We start from the raw sequence: 17691 nt of genomic DNA on the forward strand, positions 1-17691 counted from the left end.
GCCGGGCGGCGCGATAGCGACTAAAGTTGGTTGAGTGGTCAATACGTTAGCGAACCACGTTTTCGGACAAGGAGAAAAACCGATGAGAAAAAATGTCATATTTATGCCCGCGCGTCTCTCTCTGCTGCTTACCACTGCCCTGCTGGCAACCAGCACGCTGGCGCATGCCGAAACCGGGAGCCGGATGCTGAGCCAGCCGCCGCAGCCGCCCGATGTACGCCTGGGTCCGCTCTTCAGCGCCGTGCAGAAAGCGCAGTTCTATCCCGATCAGAAAACCTTTGCTGACGCGATCCCGAAATATGATCCTGCCTCGATTCTTGCTGACTGGCAGATGCAAAAAAAGCAGCGCAATTTCGATCTCAAACGCTTTGTTGATATGAATTTCACCCTGCCCAAAGCGCAGGATAAGTATGTACCGCCTGCCGGGCAGAGCCTGCGTGAGCACATCAACGGCTTGTGGCCGGTGCTGACGCGCAGCACGCCGGATGCCGGCCAGTATGATTCGCTGCTGCCGCTGCCAAAACCTTACGTCGTGCCAGGCGGACGTTTCCGCGAGGTCTATTACTGGGACAGCTATTTTACCATGCTGGGCCTGGCAGAGAGCGGCAACTGGGATCGCGTACAGGACATGGTCGATAACTTTGCCACTGAGCTCGATCGCTACGGGCATATCCCTAACGGCAACCGCAGCTATTATCTCAGCCGGTCGCAGCCGCCGTTCTTCAGCCTGATGGTGGACCTGCTGGCAACGCATAAAGGCGATGAGGTTTACCGGCATTACCAGCCGCAGCTGCAGAAGGAGTATGACTACTGGATGGCGGACAGCGACAGCGTGGCGGCCGGTCATGCCAGCAAGCGGGTGGTGAAATTGTCCGATGGTACCCTGCTTAATCGCTACTGGGACGCACGCGACGTGCCGCGTACCGAATCCTGGCTGGATGATGTAAAGACAGCTGAAAAAACACCGGAACGTGACAAGCCGCAGCTCTGGCGCAACCTGCGCGCCGGCGCGGCGTCAGGCTGGGATTTCAGCTCGCGCTGGTTTACCGATGCGCATCATCTCGCCTCTATCCGTACCACAGAGCTGGTGCCGGTTGATCTCAACAGCCTGCTGTTTCATCTGGAACAGACGCTGTCAAAATCAGCCAGACTGGCAAAACAGGATGACAAAGCGAAAGCGTTTGCCGCGGCGGCTGAAAAACGCCAGGCAGCGATTAATCGTTACCTGTGGGATGAGAAACAGGGCTGGTATGCCGATTACGATTTCAGTAAAAAACAGGTTCATAACCAGCTGACGGCTGCTTCTCTTTTCCCGCTCTATATGCAGCTGGCCGGGGATAAACAGGCTGAGCGTACCGCTTCTGCTGTGGAAAAACAGTTGCTTAAACCCGGTGGTCTGGTGACAACCACGGTCAATAATGGCCAGCAGTGGGATGCACCTAATGGCTGGGCACCGCTGCAGTGGGTAGCAGTAGAAGGGCTGGAGCATTACAATCAGCCACAGCTGGCACGCCAGATTGGCCAGCGCTTCCTGCAAAACGTTCAGCAGACCTATGACAAAGAGCATAAGCTGGTGGAAAAATATGTGGTTGAGGGCGCGCAGCTGGGTGGCGGTGGCGGCGGTGAATACCCGCTGCAGGATGGCTTCGGCTGGACCAACGGCGTGACGCTGATGCTGCTGGATAAATATTGCCCGAAAGAAAAAACCTGTAACAGCGCCAGCGACATACCTGATATGCCGGCGCTGCAGCGCGCGAATTGATTTCGCGCTGGCTATAGCCGAAAAAAAACCGCGGCCCGGAGGCCGCGGTTTTTTTATACGGGCAGAGTTAACTGCGCACTTTGCGGTAGATAAACAGCACCACGATGGCACCGATCACCGCCACAACAAAGCTGCCGAAGTTAAACCCGTCAACTCTGCCGAAACCAAACAGGGTACTGATCCAGCCGCCGACAACCGCACCGATGATACCCAGTACCACGGTCAGGATGAAGCCGCCGCCATCTTTACCTGGCATAATCCACTTAGCGAGAATACCGGCGATCAGACCAAAAATAATCCATGAAAGAATACCCATTTGTTGCTCCTTACGTTATGAATCAAGGTGTTCACTGCGATAAGTATAGACGGGATTTTTTTACCTGCAGCGCGACTGCCGCTTTAATCAGCAGCCAGCCGCTAAAGCTTCAGCGCGTAACGCCGATAATCGTCACATAATGACGATAAGCGCAGCAGCGGGGAGCAGGATGTGAAAGACGCCGATAACGAACAGTATCTCAAGCGAGGTACGTTAGCGGTTTTGAATGTGATGAGGGATCTGTCGCGCTATCAAACTCCCCTGATGGTAACGTTTAATCGCGGACAGTTTATCAGCCGTCTGCTGGTTGCCGATGAAGAGTGCATTATTTTCGATCTGGGCAGCAATGCATTGAGCAATGAGTGGGTGCTGGAGAGTCCCGACTTCAACGTTTGTGCAGAGACCTACGGTGCCAAAATTGAGTTCACCCTGGCCGCCCTGTCGCTGGTTGAATATGAAGGATTGCCCGCGTTCAGTGCCCCGCTGCCGGCGTGCGCCTGGCAAATCCAGCGCCGCGAATTTTTCCGCATTAACGCCCCGCTGGAACCGGCTTTCTGGTGTTATACCCACTGGCCGGATGGCAGCCCGGCGCGCTTTCGCCTGCAGGATCTTTCGCTGGGCGGGGTCGGGGTATTACCGGAAGGGACACTGCCGGAAGACCTTGCCCGTGGTGATACGTTCCGCCAGCTGCGGGTCGAGCTGGGCGAGTTTGGTCAGTTTGAGGTCACCGCAGAGCTGCTGCATATTGGCGAGCGCAGCGTAGTACGCAAAGGCGAAGCCTGCGTCATACCGCGGCTGAGCTTTCGTTTCACGGCAATTGAACCGGTGCAGGAACGCCAGCTGCAGCAGGTGATCTTTGCCCTTGAACGCCTGGCACGCGATAAAGTGAGTCGCTTTCAGTAACTGCCGCTGCGCCTGCAGGATATCTCTGCCAGGCTATGCTTCTCCTTGCCCTTTATTTTAACCAGCGCCCGGCAAGGAGAACCTCCCCCATGGAAAACTGGCTTTCAGCCTCTGGCTGGCAACGCATTTTTCTTAATCAAACCATCTGGATCAACAGCGCCATCATCCTCTTTGGCACCCTTATCGTCTGGTGGCTGTTGCGCACCGCTATCCGCTTTGTTTCTAACCGTATTGCGCACTACAGCGAACAGCGCCACGTGCGCTTCACCGCCATCCTGGTTGAGATCCTGCGCAGCACCAGCCAGTCGCTGCTGCTGATCTTTTCTCTGCTGATTTCGCTGAAATTTGCTGACCTGCCGGCAAACTGGAGCGTGGCAATTGCCCACAGCTGGTTCCTCGCCCTGATTCTGCAGTTCACGCTGTGGATTGACTGCGGCATCCGTCTATGGCTGAAAAGCATGCTGCGCGATCCGCTGCACGTGCGCAATCCGGTCACCACCGTGATCCTCGGCATTCTGCTGCGGGTGGTGGTATGGGTGATGATGCTGCTGGCGATCCTCTCCAACATGGGGATCGACATTACTGCGCTGGTGGCCAGTTTAGGCGTCGGCGGTATTGCCATTGCGCTGGCGATTCAGACCGTGCTGAGCGATGTGTTTGCGTCGCTGGCGATCGGCTTTGACAAACCGTTTGAGCACGGTGATTTTATTGTGTTTGGCGATATCGCGGGCTCCATTGAGCATATCGGTCTGAAAACCACGCGTCTGCGCAGCCTCGGCGGCGAGCAGATTGTCTGCTCAAACACCATTCTGTTACAGCAGACGATCCACAACTATAAACGTATGCAGCAGCGACGCATCGTGTTTAAGTTTGGTATTAACTACGGTACGCCGGCGGAGAAAGTGCGGCAGATTGGCGGCATGGTGAAAACCATCATTGAAGGCGTGCCGGATACCCGTTTTGACCGCGCGCATTTCCTCTCGTTTGATGAGTCGCAGCTTACGTTTGAAGTGGTCTACTTTGTGCTGAGTGCGGATTACAATGTCTATATGGATATTCAGCAGGAAATTAACCTGCAGCTGATGGCGCAGCTGGAGCAGAAGCAGATCCGCTTCGCCTTCCCGATGCGGCGCGTAGAGTTTACCGGTGGCGTGCTGCCGCGTATCAATCTCAGCGATGCGTCAAACGAAGCACCAGCACAGGGTGCGCAGCGTTAAGCACCAGCACAGGGTGCGCAGCGTTAAGCTGCGCACCGCGCGCTAGCCAATCGTGCGGTAGGCCGTGGTCACTTTCCACAGATAGCGCGGTGCCTGCGCTGCCGGATGGTTGTTTTGTACATGCTGATAAAACTCATCCGGCGACATCGCGTTTATCATCGCAATGGCGCGCTCGCGATCGCGTGAGAACGTGCGCAGCAGCGCGCCGGCACCGTTGGCATAGGAGACAATGGTGGCGTAGCGCAGCGTCAGCGGATCGCGGATACCGGCCAGCGCAGACTCCTGCAAAATGCGCAGATAGGCGACACCAATATCGATGTTTCTGGCCGGATCGCGCAGCTCAGCTGTTGAGGGCTGCCCGTGACGTCCCTGCACGCGATAGACTTCGCGCCCCGCCGTCGAGGCTTTGATCTGCATCAGTCCTACCGCGTTAGAGCGGCTGACTGCCGCAGGATTGCCGCCCGATTCGACACTGATAATGGCGCTGATTAACTTCTCATCAACGCCATAATGAGTGGCAGCATCTTCTGTAAACAGCGCCCAGGCATCATTAATTTTCGAGGGCGGAGCCTGAGTGAGAGGCGTATTGCGCTCAGGCACTCTGGGTTTTTCCGGTTCACTGGCGCAGCCTGCCAGCAGTAAAGCAGAGAGCATAAGTAGTCGAAATTTCACTGTTTTTCAGGTTCCGCTATAAGAGAGGCGCAGGCTATCATAGCCATGACGGCCAGCAGTAAAATTACCGTTAATCTGAAAATAGCAAAATTCATTATGCTGTCGTGACGCTGTTCACGCAGTTTGTCACTATGAACCCTTCAGTACAGAGCAGGAAAAGCGCGATGCACCCAGCCCGTTCCTTTCGTTTGATCGCCCCTTCTGGCTATTGCCACAACCAGGACGCCGCCCGGCGCGGCATTGAGCGGCTTCAGCACGCAGGCCACCGGGTAGAGAATAGCGCAGTCGTTACCCGCCGCTTTCAGCGCTTTGCCGGTACGGACGCGGAACGGCTGGCGGATATCAATGCACTGGCCGCGCCAGACACGCTGCCGGATATTATTCTGGCGGTGCGCGGCGGCTACGGTGCCACCCGCCTGCTGGATAAGCTGGATTATAGTGGTATTGCGCAGCGCCTGAGCGGTGAGCCGGTTGCGCTGTGCGGCCACAGTGACTTTACCGCTATTCAGCTGGCCCTGCTGGCTCAGACCGGTCTGATGAGCTTCAGCGGCCCGATGCTGGCCGGTAATTTTGGTGCGGATGACGTCTCAGCGTTTACCGACCATCATTTCTGGCAGGCAATCTCCGCCCCGGAACTGATGCTGAACTGGCGGAGTGAAAGCCCGGACCGCGGCCGCTGGCAGGGCCGCCTGTGGGGCGGCAATCTGGCGATGATCTGCACGCTGATTGGCACGCCCTGGCTGCCACAGATCGAAGGGGGCATTCTGGTAATTGAAGATGTTAATGAACACCCGTTTCGCATTGAACGCATGCTGCTGCAGCTGCAGCAGTGCGGTATTCTCGCGCGGCAGCAGGCAATTGTTACCGGTAGTTTTACCAGTACGTCACTCAGCGCCTATGATAACGGCTTCGGTTTCGACACTGTCTGGCAGCGTCTGCGCGATGAGTATCAGCTGCCGGTAATAAGCGATCTGGCGTTTGGTCATGCGCCCGATACCGTCACGCTGCCGCTGGGTGCACATGCTACGCTTGATATTGATGCCGGCGACGCGCGGCTCAGCATCACCGGACATCCGGTGCTGCGATAATATTGTCTGCAGGAGATCGCCCTCTGAAGCCGCTTTATGAAGACTTATGGATCTCCACGCCGGAATTCCCTGCCGAAGAGACCGCTAATGACCTGATGATGCATGGCTTTATGCTACGGCATCCGCGCGGCAACCTGCTGATTGGCCGGGTGGAAAATCCGCTCGATCATGAGTTTCTGGCGGAGGCAGGCGGCGTTATACGCCATTACCTTACGCACTGGCATGAAGCAGCACCCGGTGCACGGCTGATTCAGCAGCGCTTCAGCAGCGCGCTTTACTGCCACAGCCGCTCGCTGGGACCCGTTAGCCTGGTGGTTGAGCCGGATGAAACCTTTACCCGGCGGGAGGTGCATTTTGGTGATTTTCATCTGCTGCCCACGCCAGGTCACACGCCGGGCAGCAGCAGCTATCTCTATCACTCCCCGCTCGGACAGACCTATCTGTTTGTCGGCGATACCCTTACCTGCGACTACAACCGCTGGATCAGCGTATTAAAGCCTGACAGTAACCCGGCCGAGCTGCGGCAGTCGCTGGAACTTTACCGTACGCTGCGACCCGATGTGGTGCTGATGAGCACTACGCGCGGCCACCTCTCGTGGGTAAAAACGGATCTGTCCGGCTGGCTGGCGGCGATTGACGAAGCGGAGCAGTCGCCGCTGGATCTGCGACAGCAGCCGCTGCTGTAATCAGAGAACTTTGGTCAGGTAGTGGCGCTGGTGATGACGCGGATAGTTATCCAGGCTGAACCGGAGCTGATAGCCCTGTTTTTCGTAGAACGGGCGCGCCTGAAAGCTTGCCGTATCCACCTGCGCATAGAGACAACCCCGCGCCCGCGCTTCGTTCTCTGCCGCCGTTATCAGCCGGGTGCCGGCGCCCTGCCCACGCAGCGCGTCACTGACCCACAGCATGTCGATACGCAGCCAGTTACCACAGGTTGATCCTGTCAAACCTGCTATTTTCCCGCCATCTGCATCATGAATAAACACGCCCAGCGCTTTGATCTCGCTGACATCAATAAAGCGGCTGTTGAAAGCGTTGAGGCCCAGTCTGATGTCGTCGAGATCCTGCGCAGTAACGCTGTCGGTAACGCTGAGTGACATGGTGTTGTTCCTGTGCGGTGTTAAGAAGAGGCGTGCTGACGATCGTCATAACGATCGAGAGAGACGATGGCGGCATCACGCTTCACTGAACGCTGACAGGGAACCAGTTTGTCGCTCTGCGCATAAACGAAAAAGGTTTCACCGCTCTCTTTATTGATGACCAGTCGATCCCCGTTGCGGAACCGCGTGATGGCTACGCTGTCGCCACCCTCAAGGTGGAGACGCTGTTGTCCGGCGGCCACCTGAAAATGTCGCTGCGGCCACATCAGCGTGCTGAGTCCGTAACTGGCGCGGGATACCGTCATGGTGGCCCGCCCCGCACAGGTGATCTGAAATTCACTTTCGCTCCAGGCCGGAGCAATCTGACAGGCCATCAGGCCCGCGGCTATGACCAGAATTTTCATGCTGTTTTTCGCCTGAGTGTGATGTAGTGGTTCGCAGGGTAACACAGCGGGAAGCAGATTAATGCGTGGCGTGCTGCGACTCAGGGCTGGCGCGCTGAGTCGCAGCATAGCCATAAAGCAGGAGTAAAGCCGATATCGCATCGGCCTGACGTTTACTCAGCGGCCACCTGAGCCGCCACCAGCATCAATGCCAGTCCGGCATCTTCTGGATCGAATTTATGCATAACATCGTGGATCGCCGTGACACAGTTCATGACCTGTTTTTTCTTATCGGCATCCAGCTGATCTATCGCCTGCTGAAGAATCATTAAGCTGGCTTCTTCTTCTCTCATTAATTTACCCTATCTTATACTTGCCTGGTGCACTGCGCTGGCAAGAATACCGTTTATCTGCTACCAAAGTCACCCCCTTAACTTGCCTACCGCTTAACACTTAAACAAATCCCAAATGGGAAGTGCAGCCAGACCTGCTATGCTCATAGCAGCGTTAGGCATTGTCGTGCCACTGTCAGACAGGGAAAGAACCAGGATCAGGACCATGTTAAGACTGACTTATTGCATCATTATTATTGCGCTGACGGGCTGCAGTTCGACCCCGAAAGGAATCGATTGTCCCGGTGAAGTGACCACGATTTATGGTCATTCACTGGGCAATACGCACGCCTGGATCTTCGACCTGGCTAACGCCTTTTCTGTTCAACGTGACAACGTCACGGTCAGCAGTGGCCCTCTTCGCTCCACTGACCGCTTTCGCTATGTCCCCTCTGCGATTACTGCTGAAGGTTTTTACGCACAGCGCCTGAGCGACAAACAGTTCCGCCTTATTAATCCCTATGAAAACACGATGATCACCTGGCAGTGTCCATAGCCCGTGCACCCCGCAGCGGGATAGTTTATTGTCAGGGTTTATGCTTCCGGCAGATACCGAAAATGGAAAAGAGTCTCGATAACAACGGCTACATCGATTTCCCCTTCCCGGCCACAACCAATGAAGATGGCTCAGTTAACCCCAGCGGCTTTGATCTGACGCAGCAGCCTGAGCGGATTGATGAAATCAAAGCGGGTAAAGATTCTGAAAATATGCGCCGGCTGCTGGAAGAGGTGAACCTGCAGGAAGGGCTTTTTATGACGCTCGCCTGCGATCGTCAGCAGCGTCCGGACCGCGTATGCGGATTTATCGACATCGCCTTTCGTCCGGATGTGGTGCATACGCATGACGAAGCAGAAGAGCTGGAAGCGCGGTTTGAGCACTACCTCGGCTGTCAGGAGAACCAGCATGAGATGCCTGCCGGCACGCTGGTTAACTATGCGCGCGCCGTGCTGGACTGGGGCTGGTCACCGCTGCATCTGCGCCAGCAACACTATGAGAAAATCACCGTCCGGTTTTACTGTCAGCAACCCGAGGATGCTGAATGGTGTTTCGACCATTTGCGCCATTTTCTGGTGAGCTGGTATCCCGCCTGGCGCTGCCGTCAGAGATAAACTGTACCTAAACAAACGCCTCGCTACAGAGATTGTTACATAACCTTTACCGCCGTCAGGTTGCCGGTCCGTCATTCTCTGACTACGCTGAAAGTGACATTCACCACTATCAGGGAGTCAACATGACTGACAAAGCGGAAGCAAAATTGAATGAAGCAGCAGGTGCAGTTCAGGAAAAATTTGGCGAACTGACGGGTTCCTCCCGTCATCAGGCAAAAGGTGCAGCACGGCGCTATCCGGCGCAGGCCAGCTATGCCGTACAGGATGCAGCTGACTGCGTGGTGAGGTCGGTCCGTGATAACCCGACTACGGGTCTGGCGGTGGCTGCCAGCATCGGCGTGATCGTCGGTTTCCTGCTGGGCCGTAAATAATCTGGTCAGCGGGGTCCCGGCCCCGCTGCTTCTGCCGTCACGCGGCCGCGCGCCGCGCTTTAAAACGGGCAACCATTGTACGCAGCGCCTGATAAATCAATCCCGCATACAGACTCATTACTACCGCCATACCGGGCTCTTTCCCCTGCGCCTGCCATGAGACAAACCACATAAATACGCCCCACAGCAGTGAAAAAATCAGCCAGCCTTTAACAAACTTCACAATACCCTGCATAGTGTCTTCCCCGAAACTGAGCGCTGACGATAGCGGCTTCTTCGGCAAAAGGCACGGCCATCAGGCTCAGGATGTTAACTGCTTCAAACTATGCGACTGGCTGACACCAATGTTGCCCGGGTAATTACCTGATGCCGCTCGTCAGTCAGGCGGGCTTAGTGGTATAACTGCAGCCGGCAGTCAGCGGTACTGAACTATTTTCTGACTGACACCGCAATTGCGCACGCGTCGCTTATCGCCCCGTACGGCTTTATGCTTGAATTCCCGCCACCCCGGACCGGCTACTGATTAACATGAGCTACTTCTATACATTCCAGAATTTTCTTGCCGGTGACACGGCGCTTGCGGCCACGGTCAGTCTGCTACTGTTGATAGCGGCGGCGATGATTGCGCACTTTATCTGCAAATTTTTTATCGTAAAGATAGTGCGTAACGTCTTTTTCAGCGCGCATAAAAACCAGGTGCCGCTGGATAAAGATGTCCGCCTGTCGGAAAAACTCTCAAATTTTATCCCGGTTATCATTGTTTACTATCTGCTGCAGTTTATGCCGGGCCTGCCGCAGCATCTGCAGATTGCAGTCAAAACCATCTGCGGCATTCTGTTTTTTATCTATCTCTCGCTGTTCTTTACAGAAATACTGGAGATCATCAACATCTCCTATACCAAAAAGTCGCGGCGTAAAAATCACTCGATCAAGGGCTATATTCAGGTCGGTAAAATCCTGGTGCATATCCTCTCGGCGATCATGATCCTGGCGATTATGTCGAATAAGTCGCCTGTGATTATTATCTCCAGTCTGGGTGCAGTGGCAGCCGTATTGATGCTGGTATTTCAGCACACGCTGCTGTCGCTGGTGGCCAACATTCAGGTGTCATCAAATGATGTGTTGCAGCTGGGCGACTGGATTGAAATGCCGGATAACGGTATCAGCGGGGAAGTCATCGACATTGCGCTGCACACCATTACTATCCGCAACTGGGATAACACGCTGTCGCGCATTCCCACGAAGAATTTCCTGACCGAGACGTATACCAACTGGCAGGCGATGTTCTCCTCCGGCGCGCGGCGCATCATGCGCAGCTTCTATCTCGATCAGACCTCAATTCGCTTTCTGGACCATGAGCTGATACAGCAGATGATGCAGATACGCGGTGTCAGTGAGCAGCTTTCTGTGCTGATGGATGGACGTGAACCCAGCGCACCCGGCGACCGCTGGTTTGCCGAAAATGGCCTGACAAACCTCACCGTTTTTCGTAAGTATCTGACCGCCTGGCTGACGCAGCGCGATGATATTAAGAAAGATATGTATATTGTGGTTCGGGCACTTAAACCCTCGCCGGAAGGGTTACCGGTTGAGGTCTACTGCTTTACCTCTTCCGTCATGTGGGCTGATTATGAGGATTCACAGTCAGCGATATTTGAATATATTTATGCCATTGTCGGACAGTTCGCACTGCGGATTTACCAGCATCCGGGCGGCCACGATTTCTGGCGACTGTCGCAGGCGCGTGATGAGACGCTGCGTCCGGGCGATGCTGCAGGCGAATAAAAAAACGGGAGCCAGTGGCTCCCGTTTTATGCTCTGCCTGAAGCAGATTACATGTTGCTGATGATCGCGTCACCAAACTCTGAACATTTCAGCAGTTTAGCGCCATCCATCAGACGCTCGAAGTCGTAGGTCACGGTTTTAGCCGCGATTGCGCCTTCCATACCTTTGACAATCAGGTCTGCGGCTTCAAACCATTCCATATGACGCAGCATCATTTCTGCCGACAGGATCACTGAACCCGGGTTCACTTTATCCTGACCCGCATATTTTGGTGCGGTCCCGTGCGTGGCTTCAAACAGCGCGCACTCGTCACCGATGTTTGCGCCAGGGGCGATACCGATACCGCCAACCTGTGCCGCCAGGGCGTCAGAGATGTAGTCACCGTTCAGGTTCATACAGGCAATAACATCATATTCGGCCGGACGCAGCAGGATCTGCTGCAGGAAGGCATCTGCAATCACATCTTTAACAATGATCTCTTTGCCGGTGTTTGGATTGTTGAATTTCATCCACGGGCCACCGTCGATCAGCTCACCACCAAACTCCTCTTTCACCAGCTGGTAGCCCCAGTCTTTGAAAGAACCTTCGGTGAACTTCATGATGTTGCCTTTGTGGACCAGCGTCAGCGAATCACGATCGTTAGTGATGGTGTATTCAAGCGCGGCACGCACCAGGCGTTTAGTACCCTCTTCTGAGCACGGCTTCACGCCGATACCACACTGCTGCGGGAAGCGAATTTTCTTCACGCCCATCTCTTCGCGCAGGAATTTGATCACTTTGTCCGCTTCCGGCGTACCCGCTTTCCATTCGATACCCGCGTAGATATCTTCGGAGTTCTCGCGGAAGATCACCATATCGGTCTCTTCCGGGCGTTTCACCGGGCTTGGCGTGCCTTTGTAGTAGCGTACCGGACGCAGGCAGACGTAGAGATCCAGCTCCTGACGCAGCGCTACGTTCAGCGAGCGAATACCGCCGCCAACTGGCGTGGTCAGCGGGCCTTTGATGGCTACGCGATACTCTTTGATTAAATCCAGAGTTTCCTGCGGCAGCCAGACATCCTGGCCGTAAAGTTCTGTTGATTTCTCACCAGTAAAGATTTCCATCCAGGAAATTTTACGCTCGCCGTTGTAGGCTTTCTTCACGGCAGCATCAACCACTTTCAGCATGACCGGGGAAACGTCAACGCCGATACCATCACCCTCGATATAAGGAATGATTGGGTTATGCGGGACATTCAGTTTGCCCTGATCAAGGGTGATTTTCTGACCTTCTGCCGGAACAACTACTTTGCTTTCCATTAACCTCTCCTTCGAGCGATTTTTTGTTAATGATTTGTAAGATGCGGGTCAATACTACTTGAATATTTCCCCTACGCCAATCACCGTAGTTTCGCGTTATAATGCGCCGATTGTTACTTACTGCAAAGCTCATGCGAAAAACATCTCAGAAAATTCACCCACCTAAACGCACCGCGGTCTCCCGCCATGCTACACGCCGCCCGACACGTGCGGCCGGCCCGCGCCGTGTAATTTTATTTAACAAACCCTTTGATGTGCTGCCACAATTCAGCGATGACGCCGGGCGCCGCACGCTGAAAGACTTTATTCCGGTCAGTGACGTCTACGCTGCAGGCCGTCTGGATCGTGACAGCGAGGGGCTGATGCTGCTGACCAACGATGGCGCGCTGCAGGCGCAGCTCACCCAGCCCGGCAGACGTACGGGTAAAATCTACTTTGTTCAGGTCGAGGGCGTGCCGCAGGAATCAGATTTATCCCTGCTGCGCAGCGGCGTTGTGCTTAACGACGGCACAACGCTGCCAGCAGGTATTGAGCAGGTCAGCGAGCCGGACTGGCTCTGGCCGCGCACGCCGCCGGTGCGCGAGCGCAAAACGATCCCGACCAGCTGGCTGAAAATCACCCTGTACGAAGGGCGTAACCGGCAGGTACGACGCATGACGGCGCATATCGGTTTCCCGACCCTGCGCCTGATCCGCTTTGCGCTGGGAGACCACCAGCTTAACGGTCTTGCTCCCGGCGAGTGGCGCGATATCAGCGCTGAATTTCAATAACCGCAGGTTAATCAAAGCGAGTGAACGATGTTTAAACCTCATGTAACCGTTGCCTGTCTGGTGCAGGCGCAGGGTAAACTGCTGGTAGTCGAGGAGCGTGTCGCCGGACGCATTACCTGGAATCAGCCAGCGGGTCATCTGGAAGCGGATGAGACGCTGCAGGAAGCGGCACGGCGTGAGCTGTATGAAGAGACCGGCATCCGCGCGGAGCTGGACTATTTTCTCGGCGTGCAGCAGTGGATTGCGCCGGACAAGACACCTTTTGTGCGTTTTCTCTTTGGCATTGATCTGCCAGTACCCTGCGTGACCACGCCGCTCGACAGCGATATCGATTGCTGCTGGTGGCTGGCACCGGAGCAAATTCTTACGTCCGATCAGTTACGTTCGCCGCTGGTCGCGGAGAGCATACGGCTGTGGCAACAGGGTGCGCGCTACCCGCTGCAGCTGGTGGCGCCGTTCAACTGGCCGTTTCACAAGGGTGCGCATACCGTGACTCCATGATAGAATGCGCCGCCTGTTTTACTGTAATTAAGAGTGCGTCATGTCTGACAACAGCCAGAAAAAAGTAATCGTCGGAATGTCCGGCGGCGTCGATTCTTCCGTTTCCGCGTGGCTACTGCAGCAGCAGGGCTATCAGGTTGAAGGCCTGTTCATGAAGAACTGGGAGGAGGATGACGGCGAGGAGTATTGCACCGCCGCAGACGATCTGGCTGACGCACAAGCCGTGTGTGACAAGCTCGGCATAAAACTGCACAAAATTAACTTTGCGGCTGAATACTGGGACAATGTGTTTGAGCATTTTCTCGACGAATACAAAGCGGGGCGCACGCCCAATCCCGATATTCTCTGCAACAAAGAGATCAAATTTAAGGCGTTTCTTGAATTCGCTGCCGACGACCTTGGCGCAGATTATATCGCTACCGGCCACTATGTGCGTCGGGCCGATGTGGCAGGCAAAAGTCAGCTGCTGCGCGGACTTGATGGCAACAAAGACCAGAGCTATTTCCTCTACACTCTGAGCCACCAGCAGATCGCCCAGAGCCTGTTCCCGGTCGGGGAACTGGAAAAACCGGAAGTGCGCCGCATTGCCGAACAGCTGGATCTGATTACCGCGAAGAAAAAAGATTCGACCGGTATCTGCTTTATCGGTGAGCGTAAATTCCGCGATTTCCTCGGGCGTTATCTGCCTGCGCAACCAGGCGAGATTGAGACAGTTGACGGTGACATTGTCGGTGAGCATCAGGGGCTGATGTATCATACGCTCGGCCAGCGTAAAGGTCTGGGCATTGGCGGCCGTAAAGAGAGCAATGACGATCCCTGGTATGTGGTGGACAAAGATGTCGCGCGCAACCGGCTGATTGTCGCACAGGGTGGTGACCATCCGCGCCTGATGTCAGTCGGCCTGATTGCCCAGCAGCTGCACTGGGTCGATCGTCAGCCTGTAACCGCCCCGCTGCGCTGCACGGTTAAAACCCGCTACCGCCAGAGCGATATCCCGTGTGAAGTCCTGCCGCTTGGCGACGATCGCATTGAGGTGCGTTTTGATGAAGCGGTTGCTGCGGTGACGCCGGGCCAGTCTGCGGTGTTCTATCTGGACGACGTCTGTCTCGGTGGCGGTATTATTGAGCAGCGTCTGCCGCTGCCAGACGCCTGAAACGGCGCCGCTGATTTTTCTGCAGGAGTAGAGCGTGGCTAAAAATTTTTATGATATTACGCTGGCGCTGGCGGGCATTTGCCAGGCCGCACAGCTGACGCAGCAGCTGGCACATCAGGGTCAGTGCGACAGCGCAGCGCTGCAGGTGTCCATGCGCAGCCTGCTTGATCTCAATCCCGCTTCCACGCTGGCGGTGTATGGTAACGACGAAGCCAATCTGCGCCTGGGTCTGGAGACGTTAATGGCGGTGCTGAACAGCGGCAGCCGCCAGGGTGCCAGTGCTGAAATGACGCGCTACACGCTGGGTCTGATGGTGCTGGAGCGCAAGCTCAGCGGCAACAAAACAGCGCTGGCGACGCTGGCACAGCGCATTAGCCAGCTCGATCGCCAGCTGGCGCACTACGGCCCCGAATCCGATACCATCACCAGCGCCATGGCGGGTATCTATGTCGATGTTATCAGCCCGCTGGGTCCGCGCATACAGGTTACCGGCTCACCGCAGGTGCTGCAGAATACTCAGGTACAGAACAAAGTACGCGCTGCGCTGCTGGCGGGGATCCGTTCTGCGGTGCTCTGGCAGCAGTGTGGCGGTGGCCGCCTGCAGCTGATGTTCTCACGCCAGCGTCTGCTGAATGAAGCCAACGCTATTTTATCCCGGCTGGGTCCGGCGTATTAAGCGCCGCCCTGCCCTCATCTGTTAACGTTTCAGGAGTTGCACTGATGGAATTATCCTCTCTGACCGCCGTCTCACCCGTTGATGGCCGTTACGGCGATAAAGTCAGCCCGCTGCGCGCTATTTTCAGTGAGTTTGGTTTACTGAAATTCCGCGTGGAAGTGGAAGTTCGCTGGTTACAGAAACTGGCTGCGACCGCAGAGATCAGGGAAGTTCCTGCATTTGATGCCGACGCAAACGCTTTCCTTGATGCGATTGTCAGCAATTTTAACGAAACTGACGCCGCACGCATCAAAACGATAGAGCGCACCACCAATCATGATGTGAAAGCGGTTGAGTACTTTCTGAAAGAGAAAGTGGCTGATGTCCCTGCGCTGCAGGCGGTCTCTGAGTTCATCCACTTTGCCTGCACCTCTGAAGATATCAACAACCTCTCCCATGCGCTGATGCTGGAAACCGCCCGCCGCGACGTCATCATGCCTTACTGGCAGAAGATCATCACCGCGGTGAAAGGACTGGCGCAGGAGTATCGCGACATCCCGCTGCTTTCCCGTACGCATGGCCAGCCTGCTACGCCGTCAACCATGGGCAAAGAGATGGCCAACGTGGCCTACCGCATGGAGCGTCAGCTGCGGCAGCTGGGCAACATTGAGGTGCTGGGCAAAATCAACGGCGCCGTCGGCAACTACAATGCGCACATTGCGGCTTATCCGGAAGCGGACTGGCATCAGATCAGCGAAGACTTTGTGACCTCGCTTGGCATCACCTGGAACCCTTACACCACGCAGATTGAGCCGCACGACTACATTGCAGAGCTGTTTGACTGTATGGCGCGTTTCAACACTATCCTGATCGATTTTGATCGCGATATCTGGGGCTATGTTGCGCTGAACCACTTTAAACAGAAAACCATTGCCGGCGAAATTGGCTCCTCGACGATGCCGCACAAGGTCAACCCCATCGATTTTGAAAACTCTGAAGGTAATCTGGGTCTGGCAAACGCGGTGATGCAGCACCTCGCCAGCAAGCTGCCGGTTTCGCGGTGGCAGCGCGATCTCACCGACTCAACCGTTCTGCGCAACCTCGGCGTCGGCGTCGGCTATGCGCTGATCGCCTACCAGTCCACGCTGAAAGGCATCTCCAAACTGGAGGTGAATCGCGATCGCCTGCTGGATGAGCTGGATCACAACTGGGAAGTGCTTGCCGAACCGATTCAGACCGTGATGCGCCGTTACGGCATCGAAAAACCTTATGAAAAGCTAAAAGAGCTGACGCGCGGCAAGCGCGTGGACGCGGCGGGCATGCAGGCCTTTATCGACAGCCTGGCGCTGCCGGAAGAAGAGAAAGTGCGCCTGAAGCAGATGACGCCGGCTAACTATCTGGGCCGCGCGGTACAGATGGTCGATGATCTGAAGTAATCCCGTCCGCACAGGCGCGCGCCGCGCGCCTGTTGCGTTGTTCTCTGGTTTAGCTCCCTTCACGTATACTCACTTTATTATCACTGAGTTTGCAGGTAAGGAAAAAGTATGCGTGTTCTGGTTGTGGAAGATAATGCTCTGCTGCGCCATCATCTCGCCGTTCAGCTGCGTGATATGGGGCATCAGGTTGATGCCGCTGAAGATGCGAAAGAAGCTGACTACTTTCTTCAGGAACATCTGCCTGACATTGCGCTGGTTGATCTTGGCCTGCCAGACGAAGATGGCATGTCGCTGATTCGCCGCTGGCGCAGTGACGCGGTACGCCAGCCAATTCTGGTGCTGACGGCGCGCGAAGGCTGGCAGGCAAAAGTTGAAGCCCTGGAAGCAGGCGCGGACGACTACGTTACCAAGCCCTTTCATATTGAAGAAGTTGCTGCCCGCCTGCAGGCGCTGATGCGGCGCAATAGCGGACACGCTTCGCAGATCATCTCCCTGCCGCCGTTTCAGGTCGATCTCTCCCGTCGAGAGCTCTCAGTAAATGAGGTGCCGGTAAAGCTGACGGCGTTTGAATACACGATCGCGGAAACGCTGATCCGCAACGCGGGAAAAGTGGTCAGCAAAGATTCGCTGATGCTGCAGCTCTATCCCGATGCCGAACTGCGCGAGAGCCATACCATTGATGTGCTGATGGGCCGCCTGCGTAAGAAAATCCTTGCACTGCATCCGACCGAAGTGATCAACACGGTACGCGGTCAGGGCTACCGTTTCGATCTCTGACT

General features: G+C 55.5%; 22 protein-coding genes. 15 read left to right on the forward strand and 7 right to left on the reverse strand.

What is annotated here, in order from left to right; genetic code table 11:
• Window positions 1-82: 82 nt before the first annotated feature.
• Entirely contained in the window at window positions 83-1762 is a 1680-nt protein-coding gene (gene treA / locus BBA90_RS13210; protein WP_065649549.1) for an alpha,alpha-trehalase TreA, read from the forward strand.
• Between the two features lie 67 nt (window positions 1763-1829).
• Here treA and BBA90_RS13215 read toward each other — a convergent pair whose 3' ends face one another.
• Complete coding sequence (locus BBA90_RS13215) at window positions 1830-2078, reverse strand: GlsB/YeaQ/YmgE family stress response membrane protein (protein ID WP_039383925.1); 249 nt, start codon at window positions 2076-2078, stop codon at window positions 1830-1832.
• A 171-nt stretch (window positions 2079-2249) separates the two neighbouring features.
• Between BBA90_RS13215 and BBA90_RS13220 the strand changes: the two genes are divergently transcribed.
• Both BBA90_RS13220 and BBA90_RS13225 read left to right on the forward strand, forming a co-directional pair.
• Window positions 2250-2981: a flagellar brake protein gene (locus BBA90_RS13220; protein ID WP_065649550.1), complete on the forward strand. Its 732-nt coding sequence runs from the start codon at window positions 2250-2252 to the stop codon at window positions 2979-2981.
• Window positions 2982-3070: 89 nt separating this feature from the next.
• Window positions 3071-4198: a mechanosensitive ion channel family protein gene (locus tag BBA90_RS13225; protein ID WP_065649551.1), complete on the forward strand. Its 1128-nt coding sequence runs from the start codon at window positions 3071-3073 to the stop codon at window positions 4196-4198.
• Window positions 4199-4240: 42 nt separating this feature from the next.
• On the opposite strand, the gene emtA is transcribed toward BBA90_RS13225, so the two are convergent.
• Entirely contained in the window at window positions 4241-4870 is a 630-nt protein-coding gene (gene emtA, locus BBA90_RS13230; RefSeq protein ID WP_075050745.1) for a membrane-bound lytic murein transglycosylase EmtA, read from the reverse strand.
• Window positions 4871-5034: 164 nt separating this feature from the next.
• On the opposite strand from emtA, the gene ldcA reads away from it, so the two are divergent.
• Window positions 5035-5958, forward strand: coding sequence for a muramoyltetrapeptide carboxypeptidase (gene ldcA, locus BBA90_RS13235; RefSeq protein ID WP_065649553.1), 924 nt, complete (start codon window positions 5035-5037; stop codon window positions 5956-5958).
• A 23-nt stretch (window positions 5959-5981) separates the two neighbouring features.
• Window positions 5982-6644: an MBL fold metallo-hydrolase gene (locus tag BBA90_RS13240; protein WP_065650483.1), complete on the forward strand. Its 663-nt coding sequence runs from the start codon at window positions 5982-5984 to the stop codon at window positions 6642-6644.
• Here BBA90_RS13240 and BBA90_RS13245 read toward each other — a convergent pair whose 3' ends face one another.
• The 3 genes from BBA90_RS13245 to BBA90_RS13255 all read right to left on the reverse strand — a co-directional run bounded on the left by BBA90_RS13245 (window position 6645) and on the right by BBA90_RS13255 (window position 7794).
• Window positions 6645-7058, reverse strand: coding sequence for a GNAT family N-acetyltransferase (locus tag BBA90_RS13245; RefSeq protein ID WP_065649554.1), 414 nt, complete (start codon window positions 7056-7058; stop codon window positions 6645-6647).
• A 20-nt stretch (window positions 7059-7078) separates the two neighbouring features.
• Window positions 7079-7462 carry a hypothetical protein gene (locus BBA90_RS13250; protein WP_065649555.1) on the reverse strand — a complete coding sequence of 128 codons (384 nt, stop codon included), beginning with the start codon at window positions 7460-7462 and terminating at the stop codon, window positions 7079-7081.
• A 152-nt stretch (window positions 7463-7614) separates the two neighbouring features.
• Window positions 7615-7794, reverse strand: coding sequence for a hypothetical protein (locus BBA90_RS13255; RefSeq protein ID WP_065649556.1), 180 nt, complete (start codon window positions 7792-7794; stop codon window positions 7615-7617).
• A 205-nt stretch (window positions 7795-7999) separates the two neighbouring features.
• On the opposite strand from BBA90_RS13255, the gene BBA90_RS13260 reads away from it, so the two are divergent.
• From BBA90_RS13260 to BBA90_RS13270, 3 genes are all read left to right on the forward strand, one after another.
• On the forward strand, window positions 8000-8329 hold the full coding sequence (locus BBA90_RS13260) for a hypothetical protein (RefSeq protein WP_065649557.1): 330 nt from the start codon (window positions 8000-8002) through the stop codon (window positions 8327-8329).
• Between the two features lie 62 nt (window positions 8330-8391).
• The gene (locus BBA90_RS13265; protein WP_065649558.1) at window positions 8392-8943 is read left to right on the forward strand and encodes a hypothetical protein; all 552 of its coding nucleotides are present in this window, start codon (window positions 8392-8394) and stop codon (window positions 8941-8943) included.
• A gap of 122 nt (window positions 8944-9065) precedes the next feature.
• On the forward strand, window positions 9066-9314 hold the full coding sequence (locus tag BBA90_RS13270) for a DUF883 family protein (protein ID WP_065649559.1): 249 nt from the start codon (window positions 9066-9068) through the stop codon (window positions 9312-9314).
• Window positions 9315-9351: 37 nt separating this feature from the next.
• Here the strand turns inward: BBA90_RS13270 and BBA90_RS13275 are convergent, their stop codons facing one another.
• The gene (locus tag BBA90_RS13275; RefSeq protein WP_065649560.1) at window positions 9352-9549 is read right to left on the reverse strand and encodes a DUF6404 family protein; all 198 of its coding nucleotides are present in this window, start codon (window positions 9547-9549) and stop codon (window positions 9352-9354) included.
• Between the two features lie 293 nt (window positions 9550-9842).
• On the opposite strand from BBA90_RS13275, the gene BBA90_RS13280 reads away from it, so the two are divergent.
• Window positions 9843-11099, forward strand: a complete 1257-nt coding sequence (locus tag BBA90_RS13280; protein ID WP_065649561.1) for a mechanosensitive ion channel family protein — start codon at window positions 9843-9845, stop codon at window positions 11097-11099.
• Window positions 11100-11146: 47 nt separating this feature from the next.
• Here the strand turns inward: BBA90_RS13280 and icd are convergent, their stop codons facing one another.
• Window positions 11147-12397 carry an NADP-dependent isocitrate dehydrogenase gene (icd, locus tag BBA90_RS13285; protein ID WP_039383903.1) on the reverse strand — a complete coding sequence of 417 codons (1251 nt, stop codon included), beginning with the start codon at window positions 12395-12397 and terminating at the stop codon, window positions 11147-11149.
• 131 nt (window positions 12398-12528) lie between these two features.
• Between icd and rluE the strand changes: the two genes are divergently transcribed.
• From rluE to phoP, 6 genes are all read left to right on the forward strand, one after another.
• Window positions 12529-13167, forward strand: a complete 639-nt coding sequence (gene rluE, locus BBA90_RS13290) for a 23S rRNA pseudouridine(2457) synthase RluE (protein ID WP_412159128.1) — start codon at window positions 12529-12531, stop codon at window positions 13165-13167.
• Between the two features lie 27 nt (window positions 13168-13194).
• Complete coding sequence (locus tag BBA90_RS13295; RefSeq protein ID WP_065649563.1) at window positions 13195-13668, forward strand: NUDIX domain-containing protein; 474 nt, start codon at window positions 13195-13197, stop codon at window positions 13666-13668.
• Between the two features lie 40 nt (window positions 13669-13708).
• Complete coding sequence (gene mnmA / locus BBA90_RS13300) at window positions 13709-14821, forward strand: tRNA 2-thiouridine(34) synthase MnmA (protein ID WP_065649564.1); 1113 nt, start codon at window positions 13709-13711, stop codon at window positions 14819-14821.
• Between the two features lie 34 nt (window positions 14822-14855).
• Complete coding sequence (gene hflD, locus BBA90_RS13305) at window positions 14856-15497, forward strand: high frequency lysogenization protein HflD (protein ID WP_065649565.1); 642 nt, start codon at window positions 14856-14858, stop codon at window positions 15495-15497.
• A 44-nt stretch (window positions 15498-15541) separates the two neighbouring features.
• A complete protein-coding gene (purB, locus tag BBA90_RS13310) occupies window positions 15542-16912 on the forward strand; it encodes an adenylosuccinate lyase (RefSeq protein WP_065649566.1) in 1371 nt (456 codons plus the stop codon).
• A 108-nt stretch (window positions 16913-17020) separates the two neighbouring features.
• Window positions 17021-17689: a two-component system response regulator PhoP gene (gene phoP / locus BBA90_RS13315; protein ID WP_065649567.1), complete on the forward strand. Its 669-nt coding sequence runs from the start codon at window positions 17021-17023 to the stop codon at window positions 17687-17689.
• The last annotated feature ends 2 nt before the right edge of the window (window positions 17690-17691 follow it).

This window comes from Pantoea eucrina, assembly GCF_001691555.1.
Taxonomy (GTDB): domain Bacteria; phylum Pseudomonadota; class Gammaproteobacteria; order Enterobacterales; family Enterobacteriaceae; genus Pantoea; species Pantoea borealis.